This window comes from Kineothrix sp. MB12-C1 (assembly GCF_030863805.1).
Classification (GTDB): domain Bacteria; phylum Bacillota; class Clostridia; order Lachnospirales; family Lachnospiraceae; genus Kineothrix.
Genome location: NZ_CP132957.1, coordinates 3299107 through 3314102, shown reverse-complemented (window position 1 = coordinate 3314102; position 14996 = coordinate 3299107). Strand labels below are relative to the sequence as shown.

Annotated in this window: 14 protein-coding genes; all 14 read right to left on the bottom strand. The window is 42.5% G+C overall.

All coding sequences use genetic code 11. The features are described 5' to 3' along the window. Positions 1 to 13: 13 nt before the first annotated feature. The gene (locus tag RBB56_RS15160; RefSeq protein ID WP_306719792.1) at positions 14 to 643 is read right to left on the bottom strand and encodes an MBL fold metallo-hydrolase; all 630 of its coding nucleotides are present in this window, start codon (positions 641 to 643) and stop codon (positions 14 to 16) included. 45 nt (positions 644 to 688) lie between these two features. After that, a complete protein-coding gene (locus RBB56_RS15155; protein WP_306719791.1) occupies positions 689 to 3013 on the bottom strand; it encodes a RelA/SpoT family protein in 2325 nt (774 codons plus the stop codon). A 110-nt stretch (positions 3014 to 3123) separates the two neighbouring features. Next, positions 3124 to 3648 (bottom strand): adenine phosphoribosyltransferase, encoded by a 525-nt coding sequence (locus RBB56_RS15150; protein ID WP_306722182.1) that lies wholly within the window; start codon positions 3646 to 3648, stop codon positions 3124 to 3126. An 80-nt stretch (positions 3649 to 3728) separates the two neighbouring features. Next, on the bottom strand, positions 3729 to 4100 hold the full coding sequence (locus tag RBB56_RS15145) for a VOC family protein (protein ID WP_306719790.1): 372 nt from the start codon (positions 4098 to 4100) through the stop codon (positions 3729 to 3731). A gap of 184 nt (positions 4101 to 4284) precedes the next feature. Beyond that, positions 4285 to 5904, bottom strand: coding sequence for a chaperonin GroEL (gene groL / locus RBB56_RS15140; protein ID WP_306719789.1), 1620 nt, complete (start codon positions 5902 to 5904; stop codon positions 4285 to 4287). 34 nt (positions 5905 to 5938) lie between these two features. Continuing rightward, complete coding sequence (locus RBB56_RS15135) at positions 5939 to 6223, bottom strand: co-chaperone GroES (RefSeq protein ID WP_306719788.1); 285 nt, start codon at positions 6221 to 6223, stop codon at positions 5939 to 5941. A 267-nt stretch (positions 6224 to 6490) separates the two neighbouring features. Then, positions 6491 to 7426, bottom strand: a complete 936-nt coding sequence (locus tag RBB56_RS15130) for a GGDEF domain-containing protein (RefSeq protein ID WP_306719787.1) — start codon at positions 7424 to 7426, stop codon at positions 6491 to 6493. A 66-nt stretch (positions 7427 to 7492) separates the two neighbouring features. Beyond that, entirely contained in the window at positions 7493 to 8071 is a 579-nt protein-coding gene (locus RBB56_RS15125; RefSeq protein WP_306719786.1) for a hypothetical protein, read from the bottom strand. A gap of 44 nt (positions 8072 to 8115) precedes the next feature. Beyond that, positions 8116 to 9063, bottom strand: coding sequence for a hypothetical protein (locus RBB56_RS15120; RefSeq protein ID WP_306719785.1), 948 nt, complete (start codon positions 9061 to 9063; stop codon positions 8116 to 8118). Between the two features lie 191 nt (positions 9064 to 9254). Continuing rightward, positions 9255 to 10469 (bottom strand): MFS transporter, encoded by a 1215-nt coding sequence (locus tag RBB56_RS15115; RefSeq protein WP_306719784.1) that lies wholly within the window; start codon positions 10467 to 10469, stop codon positions 9255 to 9257. A 137-nt stretch (positions 10470 to 10606) separates the two neighbouring features. After that, positions 10607 to 11809, bottom strand: a complete 1203-nt coding sequence (locus RBB56_RS15110; RefSeq protein ID WP_306719783.1) for an MFS transporter — start codon at positions 11807 to 11809, stop codon at positions 10607 to 10609. 54 nt (positions 11810 to 11863) lie between these two features. Further along, positions 11864 to 12643 carry a DUF3298 and DUF4163 domain-containing protein gene (locus RBB56_RS15105; protein WP_306719782.1) on the bottom strand — a complete coding sequence of 260 codons (780 nt, stop codon included), beginning with the start codon at positions 12641 to 12643 and terminating at the stop codon, positions 11864 to 11866. Between the two features lie 6 nt (positions 12644 to 12649). Next, positions 12650 to 13474: a glycerophosphodiester phosphodiesterase family protein gene (locus RBB56_RS15100; RefSeq protein ID WP_306719781.1), complete on the bottom strand. Its 825-nt coding sequence runs from the start codon at positions 13472 to 13474 to the stop codon at positions 12650 to 12652. 39 nt (positions 13475 to 13513) lie between these two features. Continuing rightward, positions 13514 to 14821: an MFS transporter gene (locus tag RBB56_RS15095; protein WP_306719780.1), complete on the bottom strand. Its 1308-nt coding sequence runs from the start codon at positions 14819 to 14821 to the stop codon at positions 13514 to 13516. Positions 14822 to 14996 lie beyond the last annotated feature (175 nt).

The following is a 14996-nucleotide window of genomic DNA, read 5'->3' as shown; positions in this document are numbered from 1 at the left end:
CTGTCCGCCACTCCTACAAAAAGGGATTGTGCTGCTTCTCCCATCCGATTTCCGTCGCATCTCCATGCCCCGGATATACCTTTACTCCATCGGGAAGAACGAACAACTTTTCCTTAATTGCTCTTGTAAGTGCACTCATACTTCCCGTTGGGAAATCAGTTCTTCCCACCGATTCCTGGAACAGTGTATCGCCGCTTATAAGAATGCCCTCTTCTTCAATATAAAAGCAACAGCTTCCGATCGTATGTCCGGGGGTAGCGATCAGCTTACATGTAATTCCTGCGATCGTTACTTCTTCCCCATCTTCCAAATATACGTCCGGCACTACCGTGTAAGCCCGGCCCGCCTGCCTTGACACATTATTCTCTGCATCCTCGCACAGCACCTTTTCTTCTTTAGAAGCATATATCTTCGCACCGCTTAACCGGCGAAGATCTTCGCTTCCCCATATGTGATCGAAATGTCCATGCGTTAAAAGAATTCCTTTGACTACAAGACCATTCTCATTTAAAGTTTCATAAATATAATCTCCGGAATCTGCCGGATCGATCACTATTGCATCGCTGCTTCCCTCTCGATAGAGAAAATAGCAGTTTGTTTGACAAATTCCAAGCACCATGCGTCCGATTTTCAACTTTGCCATGCTTACCTCTTTCTTCATTACATCTTCGCTATTGCGTACCCATTCTTATCCCGTCGTTCTCTCAATATCGATAATACTTTCCACCGAACGAATCTTATCAATAATTCTATTTAATTCTTCCCGGCTTCTAATTTCGAATGACATGGACATCGTTACCAGTCCCTGTTTACTCGTTCTCGTATTCATCGATAAAATATCCACATTTTTCTCCGTCAGACTACGCGATATATCTGCCAGAAGACCACTGCGGTTATTGGCATATATCATGATTTCGGCAATATATTTCTCACTCGCCATTTCCTCCGACGACTGCTGCCATTCTGCATCGATAAGCCTTATCCGTTCCATTTCCGGCATATTTATTACATTGATACAATCTGTCCGATGGATAGATACTCCTCTTCCCCTCGTTACGAAGCCGACGATCTCATCTCCCGGAACCGGACTGCAACATTTGGAGAAACGTACCGCTACATCGTGAATCCCCTTCACCGTAATACCGCCCTTTGACTTGGCGACTACCTTTCTGTGGCTGGCTCCTTCGGCTACAGAGGCGAGAACCTCCTCATCCGTCATCTCCTTTTTATGAGCCTTATCATACAATTCCTGCATCTTGTTGATGATCTGGCCTTCTTTTAAGCCGCCATGCCCCACTGCCGCATGAACAGAATCCCAATCCTTAAAGCCGTATTTTTGCATAATCGCATTCATATACTCCGGCTTCATAATATCGAGAGTATTGATTGCTTTTGCTTTGCAATAAGCTGCAAGAAGTTCCTTGCCTTTAATAATATTATCTTCTTTTAACTCATTCTTAAACCACTGATTAATTTTACTCTTAGCCTGGGTACTTTTCACCACGCTCAGCCAATCACGGCTGGGACCCTTGGAGTTTTGAGAAGTCATAATCTCAATACGGTCACCGTTTTTAATCTCATAATCGATAGTTACCAGTCTGCCATTTACCCTGGCACCGATCATCTTGTTACCTACTGCACTATGGATACTGTAGGCGAAATCAATCGGTGTAGAACCGGCCGGAAGATTCTTCACATCCCCCGTAGGAGTAAAACAGTATACGCTGTCTGAGAACAGATCCAGATCGCTCTTCAACAGATTCAGGAATTCCTTATTATCGGACATATCCCTCTGCCATTCCAGAATCTGACGCAGCCAGACGAGTTTTTCTTCCTCCTGCTCCTGCGCTTTCTTTCCGTCAGAGGCTTCTTTATATTTCCAATGGGCCGCAATACCATATTCCGCCGCCTTATGCATCTCATAGGTTCGGATTTGAATTTCAAAGGGCTGCCCATTCGTACCGATAAGCGTCGTATGAAGCGAACGATACATATTGGGCTTTGGCATAGCGATATAATCCTTAAAACGACCCGGAATTGGCTTATACATCTCGTGTATCACACCGAGTGCCGCATAGCAATCCTTAACCGAGTCCACAATAATTCGAACAGCGAACAAGTCATAAATCTGATCGATACTCTTATCCTGATTCACCATCTTCTTATAGATACTGAAAAAGTGCTTAATACGGCCATCGATCTGCGCTTTAATATCCGCATTCTCAATATGTGTGCTCAATTCATTTACAATTCCCTGAATATAATCTTCACGCTCACTTCTGCGAATCGCAATTTTATTCACCAGATCATAATAAATCTCCGGCTCCAAATATTTTAATGATAGGTCATCGAGCTCTACTTTAATCTTAGAAATACCGAGCCGCTGCGCAATAGGCGCATAAATATCCAAGGTCTCCCTCGCAATCCTTTGCTGCTTCTCGGGAGGCATATGCTTTAACGTACGCATATTATGCAATCTGTCCGCAAGCTTAATTAAGATGACCCGAATGTCCTTGGCCATGGCAAGAAACATTTTACGAAGATTCTCCGCCTGCAATTCCAGCTTATCGGAAGTCTTTCCTTCGTTATCGCCGGAAAGCTGCAACTGTTGGAGCTTCGTAACGCCATCCACCAGCAACGCCACATCCGAACCGAATTCTTTCTCAATTTCTTCTTCCGTCATAATGGTATCTTCTACCACATCGTGCATTAGTCCCGCAGCGATAGTCTCTTTATCCAACTCTAAATCCGCCAGAACAATCGCTACATATAAAGGATGAATGATATACGGCTCTCCCGACTTTCTCACTTGATCCTTGTGAGCTTCATAGGCTATCTTATACGCTTTTTCAATCAATGAGATATCATCTGACGGGTGATATTTCCGCACACGGGAAATAAGGTCCTGAAACAATTGTTCCGGACTCTGGAATTCCTGAATGTCTTCAATTTTTCCGTCATCGAAGACCACTTCTTTCATTTCTGTTTTTTTCTCTTTCTTTTCTTCTGTCATACTTATCACCGGCCATATATTCTTATTGATTTTATTAATAGCTTATATAATAGTCTTATCTAATTCCCCTATCTCCTATTTCATAACTGTTCAGTGCCCTCACAGTTACCCTATTTCCCCTCATAACAAATCGCTGATTCCAGTCTATAGTCCTCTAATTTATCGCGTCCCTTCAAACCTGCCAACTCGATCAATACAACAATACCTACCACCTCTCCGCCAAGAGTTTCTATAAGGCGTATCATAGCTTGCGTCGTTCCGCCTGTCGCGACTAAATCATCTACAATTAGTACCTTTTGCCCCGGCTTGATGGAATCCTTATGCATTTCAATCGTCGCCTTACCATACTCCAGATCATAATCGATGGCTACCGTTTCACAGGGAAGCTTTCCCTTTTTACGAATGAGCACAAAAGGCTTCTTCAAATTATATGCAATAGGTGTCCCGAAAATAAATCCTCTTGACTCAGGGCCTGCCACTACATCGAATTCCAAATCCTTCACCAACTCCTGCATGGTATCCACCGCGAGCTGTAAACCATCCGCATCCTGCAACACACTCGTCACATCTCTAAAAATAATACCTTCCTCTGGAAAATCCGGAATACTCCTTACATATTCTTCCAATTTCTTCATCGTCTGCTTCTCCATTTCCATTTATCCATTCTCATTTCGCCGGCACAATCTCTGTAACAGTTCACTACCCTCACTTATACCTACTTATTAGGCACAATCTCTATCCAGTAATTATCAGGGTCATTGATGAAATAAATACCCATCTCTTTATTTTCAAAACAAATACATCCCATTTCCTTATGTTTATTATAAGCAGCTTCCATATCATCTACCACAAAGGCAAGATGAAATTCATTATCGCCTAAATTGTAGGAATCCTTTTCCCAATCGCGTAGCCATGTCAACTCTAATTGATGATTTGTCCTTTCATCACCTAAAAAAGCGAGCTCAAAGCTGCCGTCCGAAGCCTTATGTCTTCTAATCTCTTTAAGCCCCAGCGCTTCCTTATAAAAGCTCACAGACTTCTCTAAATCAACTACATTAAAATTATTATGCGCAAATGTAAATTTCATATGAATAATCTCACCTTCCTCATAGTCAGCAGCTCGCTGCTCTTTTCTGCGATAAGTCTATCGAATCCCATTATATTATTAATTATTTATTAAGTCAATCTAATAGATTGAGGCTGCAACCCTTCCGGTCTTGCAGCCTCATACTTTTCACTATATTCCGATATTTTACAAATGGTGACAGAAATTACATCATTCCGCCCATTCCTCCGGCAGGCATTGCCGGGGCATCTTCTTTGATGTTCGCTACAACGGATTCCGTTGTAAGAAGTGTAGAAGCTACACTCGTTGCATTCTGAAGAGCACTTCTTGTTACCTTGGCGGGATCAAGAATACCTTCTGCAACCATGTCTACATATTCTTCTTTTAATGCATCGAATCCTATGCCTACCTCAGCTTCTTTTACATTATTGATAATTACAGAACCTTCAAGACCTGCATTAGCCGCGATATGATACAGCGGAGATTCTAATGCCTTCAGAACAATCTTCGCTCCTGTCTTCTCATCGCCTTCCAATACCTCTGCTAATTTCGCAACTTCCTTGGACGCATGGATATACGCGGAACCACCACCTGCGATAATTCCTTCTTCCGCTGCTGCTCTTGTTGCATTCAAAGCATCTTCCATACGAAGCTTCGCTTCTTTCATCTCGGTCTCTGTAGCAGCACCTACACGAATAACTGCAACTCCTCCTGCCAATTTTGCAAGACGCTCCTGGAGTTTTTCTTTATCGAAATCTGAAGTAGTCTCTTCAATTTGTTTCTTAATCTGTGCAATTCTTGCCTGAATCGCTTCTTTATCGCCTTCTCCGTCAACGATTACCGTGTTTTCCTTCTGTACTTTCACGGATTTCGCACGGCCGAGCTGTTCCATCGTAGCTTCTTTCAGATCAAGGCCGAGTTCTTCACTAATAACCTGACCACCTGTGAGAATTGCGATATCTTCGAGCATAGCTTTTCTTCTGTCGCCATAGCCCGGAGCCTTTACTGCAACTACGTTGAATGTTCCACGAAGTTTATTTACGATTAATGTAGTGAGAGCCTCTCCCTCTACGTCTTCAGCTACGATAAGTAACTTCGCACCGGACTGTACGATCTGCTCTAAAAGAGGCAAGATCTCCTGAATGCTGGAAAGCTTTTTATCTGTAATCAGGATATAAGGATTATCAAGAACTGCTTCCATCTTATCCATATCTGTTGCCATGTATGCGGAAATATATCCTCTATCGAACTGCATACCTTCTACGAGGTCAAGTTCTGTCTGCATTGTCTTAGATTCTTCAATTGTGATAACGCCATCGCCGGATACCTTCTCCATAGCGTCGGCTACCATCTGGCCTACTTCATCATCGCCGGAAGAAACTGCTGCTACTCTGGCAAACTGTTCTTTTCCATTTACCTTAGAGCTCATCTTCTCGATCGCTTCCACTGCACATTCCGTAGCCTTCTTCATACCTTTTCTTAAGATGATCGGGTTAGCTCCTGCTGCAAGATTCTTAATTCCTTCGTTAATCATCGCCTGTGCGAGTACGGTAGCGGTTGTTGTACCATCACCAGCCACGTCATTTGTCTTCGTCGCCACTTCTTTTACAAGCTGTGCTCCCATATTTTCAAAGGCATCTTCGAGTTCGATTTCTTTTGCAATCGTAACACCATCATTGGTAATAAGGGGTGCGCCGAAAGATTTATCCAGCACTACGTTTCTTCCCTTAGGTCCCAAAGTTACTCTTACCGTATCCGCTAACTGATTAACGCCTGCCTCTAATGCTGCGCGGGCTTCTGCGCCATTTTTTAATTCCTTTGCCATGTCATTAAACCTCCTGAATAATTGTTTCTATCATTTACTGAATTACTGCTAAGATATCGCTTTGTTTCACGATGATGAACTCTTCTTCATCAACTTTAACATCTGTACCGGCATATTTAGAATAAATAACATTATCTCCTACTTTTACTTCCATTTTCACTTCTTTGCCGTCCACCATTCCACCGGGACCTACTGCGATAACTTCCGCCTGCTGCGGTTTTTCCTTATTCTGTCCGGGAAGTACAATTCCTGACTTGGTCGTTTCTTCTGCTACCAGTTGCTTTAATACTACTCTGTCACCTAATGGTACTAACTTCATTTTCGAAACCTCCTTATATCAAATTCAATTTTCTTTTTAAATTGCTAGCACTCTTTTTCATCGAGTGCTAATTGCTAAAACATATATTAGATTTATATGCAAGTATTTGCAACTGTAATCACAGAAAACAAATGCCCGTTATCTTCACTTATCTTACGTTATCTCTTTTTTTCTTTTGTTTTCTTACTTTCTTTTATATTTTACTATTTAATAATTATTTTATATTTAGGATCGTGAGGCACAAAGTGCGGAACAATCCGCAGGATTTTACTTCTGCAGACCGCGTTCAAGGCGTTCCTTGTATCCGGGCGCGCTTTTAATTTCCAGCTTATTATTGAACATTTCATATTCTGCATCCGATATTTTATCCTTAAGCGGTTCCTCCACATTCGTTTTATAAACAATTCCTATAGCAACCGATGGTGCTAACACAGTATTCTCATTATAGGCAAGGCAAGCCTTTTGTATTCTCTCGGCATAATCCTCTGCCTCATTCTCCTCTGCCATCGGAATAAGTACAAGGAAAACATCCCCATCAATTCTGCCTATTATGTATTCCGACTTCGCTTCGTTCATTACAATGGAAGCAACAAGCTGTATAAGGCTATCGCTTTCATCCACACCGAACTTATCATAGACGAACTTCCAATCGTTAATATTGATATTCAAAACGGCAACCGGGACCATCTCTGCACGATCCAACACATTCATCCGGATCTCCATATAGTTCTTACTATATACTCCTGTGAGAATATCTTCCTTTTCACCATATTTATTTTGGTAATGTTCCTTGTTCAGTTTCAGCTCCAGCTCTTCCATATAAGAGATGGATTCCCTATGCATGTAGACTTCATTGCCAAGGCGGGCAAGTAAGGAAAGAGATAAATCTACGAACTTTTGGGCGTTCTCTTTTCTTTCCTCCAAAACCTTATCGTATTTCACATACAAATGTCCTACCGTACGATTACAGATTCTTAACTTCTCTCCCGGCTGATTCACCACATCCGGCACAAAACCATCAAAGTTACCAAGGGTAATTGCTCTTTCTCCATGGCGATCGGTCAAAAGCAGTTCCACACCATACTCATCCACAATCGCTCCAAGATATTTCTCCAGATCTTTTATGGAATACAGATTCTTAATAGCATAACTTCTGATATTTTCTTTGATTCTCTCTTCAAAAGAAACCACATGATAACCCATAATCCCTACCTCTCTTTTCTTTATTCAAAGTTTATATTCTCTTTTTCATTCCCACGCTTCTATTTTCTATGTCTGGGCGAAAAAGGAACTTTCTTTTTCCGTCTCTTTGTAAGTCTCTTGATAACCATTTCCATTAACGATATATTGTACTTCACCTATAGGCATTTCTATTCCGTTACTATTTCTATTTTCTTCTTTTTCTGTCTTTTCCGGAAGACGTTCATATTCACCGCTTTCTTTGAATTCTTTATAAGCATCGGTAAGTGCGGCTGTCAGCATTTCTCTATCGGGGTCTTTTTCACTGATACTGCTCATCGCCAACTGATAGGCCGCTTCCGCTTCCTGCTTCGAACGGCACGCTTTCAGTCTGTTCTCCAGTGCCTGACGCATCATTTGAGCTCGTAACGCTTTGGCATACATGATTGGATCAGTTCTGGATAAAAAGTCCAATTCCGCAGGCGTAAGCTTCTTCCCTGCCCGTATCTTCGCATAAATTCTCTGTGCATACTTCGCTTTATCCTCTTCGCTTTTACCTGTCTCCTTACAAAATACATAATCTAAAACCTGCTGTCCGAATGCTGCTCTTGCATTCCCTGATTCAGCAGCCATATTTATTTCAGCATTCCCGCTTAGCTTCCAATTCATTATCATTTATTGATCTTTGTCCCCTTCCCTATTTTCTTATATCTCTATAACTGTCCATCTACCATAAGCCCCTTGATATCCTCTCCCAGCAACTCTGCGTCCCGCAATATCTTATCAATCTGCTGCTGCAGCTCCTTCTGATCCAAGGCATTTTTACTAATTTCCTCTACCAATTCCTCCTGCTCTTTCTTCTCATCCTTTACTTCCTGCAGGCGTTCTTGTTCTTCTTTCTTTTTCTTCGCTGCTTCCTTCGCCGCATCCACAAGTTCCTGCATGTCCTCATCCAGATGCGACTTCGCTTCTGTACGCAACATATTAATAATAGAATCCGAAGTTATTTTCAAGAGCTCTTCTACAGCCTTAGTCACTTTAATCATCCCGGTGTTTTTGGCAAGATCAATATTAGCCTGAGCAAGAGCACGGACACCGCTTTCAATCGCATTATCCAATTGTGAAACGGATTCATTGAATGCGGAAACAGCACGATCAAGCGCTAACGCTTCTCTTTGATATTCGGTCAAAGGCCCCATTTCTGCAAGCTTTTCTATCTCCTCCTCATTCAAGCCGTCCAATGTACCATCTTTTATGGCTGCATATGCCTTCCGGATCAACTCCAAATCCTTCTGTTCCCGGCTATCATCCAAGACGCCATACGTTTCTTGTAAGCGCCTCATCTCTTCTATCCCGTCATTTCTGTAACGGCTATTGTTAACAAGGCTATTTCTCTTCTCTCTCAACTCTTCCAGGCCGTCGCGCATTTCGTTTAGTCTGTCCGTAATCTTCTGATCACTGGCAAATTGGTCTCTCATCATCTTTGCGACCTGCTTTCTTGCCTGTAACCGCTTACTTTCCGCACGGTCCGTCATCATACCGTCTATATTCCCGGCAAAAATGGCACCGTTACTAATCTGTCCTTTCCTTTCTTCTTTCCGACCGATTTTAGATGTGCTCATATTCAGTTCTGTTAGCGAATTGATTCTTACCGCTTTCATTTTTATACCTCGCGTCCGCCCCGGCGGATTCAAAATCAAAAGCTGAAAATGCTTTTCTTTCAGCTTTCTTCCCCTATGTATTCCTTATTGATTCCACAATGCATATTCTATTATTATATATCGGTACGTAACGAAAAATAGTTAAGAAGAGATAGGGCGAACGTTTATTTCCTTCTGCCTGGTTCTCCTCCTCAGACCTCTTCCACAGAAAGGCTCATGCTAATTACGCCGATCACAGCCACAATGGCTCCCACGAGTAGAGTGGTACTTGCACCATAGTTATCCAACATACGTCCACCAACTACGCTGGCGAATACGCCGCCTAAGGTAATTGCCGTCGTAACCAACGACTGTCCTTTAACCATATCCGCCCGATTGAGAAGTTTTCCTACATAATAGACAGAAGCCGGTATAAACAGTGCATAGCCGCCTGACTGGAAAAGTTGAGCCACATAAATCATTTCCACCGAGGTTGCCATAAAAAAGAGAATGCTTTTCACTACGAAGAAAAAACCTGAAATGCGAAGCAATTTTCTGCATCCCACTTTCTGCACGATTTTAATGAACAGTATCATCGCCGGCAGCTCCACCACCGCAGAAATGGCACTTGCCACCCCCATGCTGGCACTGTCACCGCCTACGCTTTCGATAATCTGAAACAGATAATTACAGCTTAATACATGATAATAGAAAATGAAAGTAACTCCTACCAAAAAGATAAAAAACTTCATATGTAATCTGAGAAATGTAACTAAATCTTGCGCCTCTTTCGTCTCTTCCTTTCTCTTCTTGTCCACAGAGTCATGACCTTTTTTCTCCCACTGTTCTCCTTCTTTTAAGTCCTTCTTTTGCCTCAGCAAAATACTTACACTGCCAAATATTCCTACAGCGAGAATAACCGTGGAAAAGGGAATCAAAGATACCGTATAATACCTTAATAAAACACCTATCACAGTGGATATTACAGCATAGGAAAAAGAGCCGCATGCCCTGCATACGCCAAAATTAACGAAGATTCCCCTTTCTTCCAACTGTACCGATATCGTGTTGATAAAGGGCTGAAGTACCATAACGCCCACAATAGCCAAAGTAATACAAGTACTTACCAAAAAAGAGGCTTCTTTTAACAGAGTAAGTCCCAGGGCAGTAATGAAGATAACAGCCGTCCATATCCAGATAATTGTCTTTATTGTCACATTCTCATATTTATCTGCCAGACTCGCAATAAGCGGCTGCAAAAAAACAGCCAGTACATTGGAAAGAGCAATAATAATCCCTATCTCCGAGTTGGTATATCCCTTGTCCAACAAAAAGACGGCAACAAAGCCAAGTAAAGAGCAAAAAGCTGCCCAATAGAACACTTGGACAGCTCCGTATTTTATCGTATATTTTTTATCCATTGACATAGGTATTCTCCCTTAACATTTCCTTCGTTCTTAAGATATATCATACCAGTTAACGCTATGGGAAATCAAGTAAATGTGTATGAAATATCAATGTATTTGTAACAATTCAACATTCCTCACTGTTACATATTTTTCTCCTACATCTCTTGTGGGCTCACATCGGTTCCTCTTAGCTTCTTAGTACCCGCAATCCCGAGCAAAAGGAGAATCGGGAAGATAATTGCAGCTAAAATACCTATCTTTAAATTATCGCCGAAATAGCCGGAAATAATACCCACTACGGTCGGGCCGCCGGAACAGCCTAAATCTCCTGCCAATGCAAGAAGAGCGAACATCGCGGTTCCTCCGCCTTTTATCGCAACCGCTGCCTTACTGAAAGTTCCCGGCCATAAGATTCCCACCGAAAGACCACAAAGGGCACAGCCTACCAGGCCGAGTGCCGGCACCGGTACGAAGACAATGCACAAATAGGATACGATACATAAGAGAATACTATATGCCATAAATCGATCCAGATTTATCTTATCTCCGTATTTTCCATAAAATACCCTCGAAATTCCCATCATAATAGCAAAGGACATCGGACCTGCCAAATCTCCTACGGCCTTACTCACGCCAAGCCCTAACTCCGCGAAGGTAGATGCCCATTGGCTGACTGCCTGTTCACTGGCACCGGCACATACCATCATCAACATGAGAACCCAGAATATCTTCTTAGTAAACAGTTCCTTAAGCGTAAGCCCTGTCTCTCCTTCTTCTATTAAAGAAGCGATGGGCACCTTCGCAAATATGAAAGTATTTATAATAGGAATTATCGCCCAAATTATCGCTAATACCTTCCAATTGGAGATACCGAATATTCCGAAAAAGGCGGTGGTAAACAGTACGACCCCTACATGTCCCCAACAGTAGAAAGAATGAAGAAGGCTCATCGCCTTTTCTTTATTATCCGTGGGACAGGCCTCCATCACAGGGCTTACCAGCACCTCGAGAATACCTCCTCCTATTGCATATATGGTAACCGCGGCGAGCAACCCGATAAAAGGATCAGCTAATAGATCCGGAAGTATCGTCAGAGAAATCAATCCTATCGCCGCACAGATATGTGCAATCACCATAGATGCCCGGTAGCCTATTTTATCTACAAATCCCAAGGCCAGCATATCTACCAGAAGCTGAACTGCAAAATTAATCGTAATCAACATAGTGATTTGTGATAAAGGTATCCGATAGCTATCATGAAATGTCAAAAATAAAAGCGGAACAAAATTATTGACAATCGCCTGTACAATATATGCGATAAAGCAGGCATTTACTGTTTTCTTATATCCATTTTTCATAAAGTAGTTCCTCATTTGTAACTGTTCAGTACTCTCACAGTTATATCAATATTTTTATTTTGTAATAGTTCTGTATTCTTCCTTCAAAAAATCTGCCGTCTCATATGGAATCACAAAATCCAGAATCCCAACCACATGTGGGGAGATGATATACTCGTTCCCTATCACATGAAAACCGTCCTTCCCCAAATACCATGTATCCTCACTCAGCAAATCTCCGACGCTGCTTTCATAGCCTTCAAAAAACATATCTTTATATTTTTCCTGTTTTGTCTGTGCCAATATATCCGCAACGATTTCCTCCGTTGCCTTCCTTTCATCTATCGTCACATCCGTCAGCATCAGGCGCTTTCCAGTCTGAGTATCGAAGTTAAGGGCCGCCTCCATCATATTACCATGAGCACCGCCCATATAAGAATACGCATCCGTCACGAAGCTGATTACTACATTATCTTCCCGTTGTGCGGAATAGGTCGTTTCCATCGAGTAACCGTACCAATTATCCTTCCCTCTTCTAAGATAATCCTCTTGAGCCCATTTCACGGCCTCATCTACGGACATGCCCTGTATATCGAAATCCTTCACCTGCCTGTTCACTTCTGCCGATGCTTCACTATTTTCAGCAATACGAACGATCGGTATCGTCTTCTTAACGGTAAGGAGAAGCGTTTTATCCTCTGCATAATAATCCTTGGAGTATGTCTCAAAGTCTACCTGCACCGCTTGATTTTCCGTGATAATTTCCCCCTTTTGATCTTCCTTTTTCCCGCATCCTGCAAGACACAACGCGCACAAAATCACTACACTTAGCACTGCCTTATTTCTGTCATTCATTTCTTCTTATTCCTCATTTTCCGGTATAAAGCTGTCGAAGATGAACAGGTCGAAATCATTCCTTCTGGCATCCAATTGCTGCTGTGTCTTAATCGTCCATGCTACCGCCATACTCCGGTACAGCTTCTTACATATCTGTCTGGACAGCATACGGTGATATTTATGATTATATGCGATAAAGTCAGGTTTTGTCACAAAGTTTAACAGCAAATGTTCCAGTGCAAAATAAAGAGATCCTTTTAGTCCTTCCTCTCTCCAGAAAACATCGGAGAGCTGTCCCCGCATCACGTCGTTGCGGTGTTTCCGATACCATATAAGACCTAAGGGATTAAAAGACTCGATACAATAGACACCATGATATCTTCTTAACAGCTCATCTACCCTCTCACAGACCGATGCATCCGTCCACTCAATTTTCAATTCTACAATGAGAGGGACCTTGCCGTCTACCAACTTAAGGAACTCTTCCAGGCTGGGAATTCTCTCCTTGGAATGAAATAACCGAAACTGCTGTAATTGATCATAGGTGTAATCGGATACCTTGCCTTCCACTCCGCATACCCTTTTCAAGGTAAAATCATGAAATACAACAGGGATCTTATCCTTACTAAGCTGCACATCCAGCTCTACTCCATATCCAGCCTCTACTGCGTTTTCCAACGCTTTGATCGAATTCTCCGGTGCATCCCCTTCATTATCATGCAGTCCTCTATGCGCATATAAGACTCCCATAAAAGGGGATCGGTCCGGCCGATTCACCATGCGAGGCATCACTGCCAACAAATATAATATTACGAAAGCAATTACTATTGCTACTATTATCACTACCATTTCACTTCACCTTTGTACTTAATTACTATTCTTTTAATCTTAATCTTCTATATCAAAATTCTCAAGCCCTTCTTTCTTTTCCGGTCTGGAATCCCCATGCCTTACGTTCAGCATCGTAAGAAAAGCCGCCGCCGAAAATGCGAACGCATAAGGAAATAGTGTCCGATAAGAAACCTTCTCCAATAAGAATCCCGATAAAATAGGTGTCACTATTTGAGCCGCCATAGAAAAGGTATAGTAAGTTCCTGTGAATTTACCGATATCACTTCCTTTGGCCATCTCTACAATCATGGGATAAGAGTTCACATTGATAGCCGCCCATCCAATACCGATCAATGCGAATGCCACATTAATGAGAGAATGATACGTTCCCGCGAATATTGCCGCAAAATAACAGATGCTCATCAGCACTATTCCAGCCATAATCGTTTTCTTGCGTCCAATCTTGCTGGCAAGGCTTCCTATCGGGATATAGCTTATAATAGCAGCTATCGTCGCCACCATCAGGCTGTCTGCAAACCCTCCGCCTTCCATATGCCACACCACTCTCGTATATCTGGAAAATGCAGTTGTCACCGCATTGTAAGCCGCAAACCACAAAAAGATGGAAAGAAGCAAGAATATCATGCTCTTTTTCACATCCCCGGGAAGAGGTTCTGCCTTTCCTCTCTCTACCGTCTCAATAACTGCTGCCTTTACCTTCTCTCCGCTCACTGACTCATAGGCTTTCACTTCCGCTTCCACCTGCACGGATACTTTCCTCTCTTTAATTGTCAGAAAAAGCACAAGAACGGCCACCACCATCAATCCGCCTACGCTTGCAAATAACGGAAAGTAATCGGGACGTTCCCCGGGGCCGACCAGGAACTTTATCATAATAAGCGCATAGACACCACCTACCGCACCCATCAAGTTAATCACTGCATTAGCTTTGCTCCTTAAGTGATTCGGTGTCAGATCCGGCATCAGAGCTACCGCAGGGGAGCGATAGAGCCCCATCGCTAATAAAAGGGCGAATAGGATAATAATAAATAACAGCAGATTCTGAGCCTTGTCCGCCGCCGGAAGAATCATTAAAAATATCACTGCCAGAAACGTCCCGCCCAGAATAAACGGCATTCTTTTTCCAATTCTCGTATCCATCTTATCGGACAAGAGACCGAACAAAGGCAACAGAAAAATTGCCAGCACATTGTCCATAGCCATCAAAGCTCCTGTTGCCGTTTCTCCCAGATGGAAGCTGTTTTGAAGCATCAATGGGATAATACTATCATAAATCTGCCAGAATCCTGCGATGGATAAAAATGCAAGCCCAATAAGCACCGTTCTCTTATAACTTAATTTCATATGAAGAATACCCCCTTCTTCCTGTCGCTATGCAGCACTCGCAAAATGATGGCTGTGGACAGTAATTACAACTCCTCATATCATAACACGCACTTATCCATAAATCCACGTAAAATTTATGTGAAATCCGACTGAACTGTAACACAGAAATACTCCGTTTCCCAAGAAACCCTTG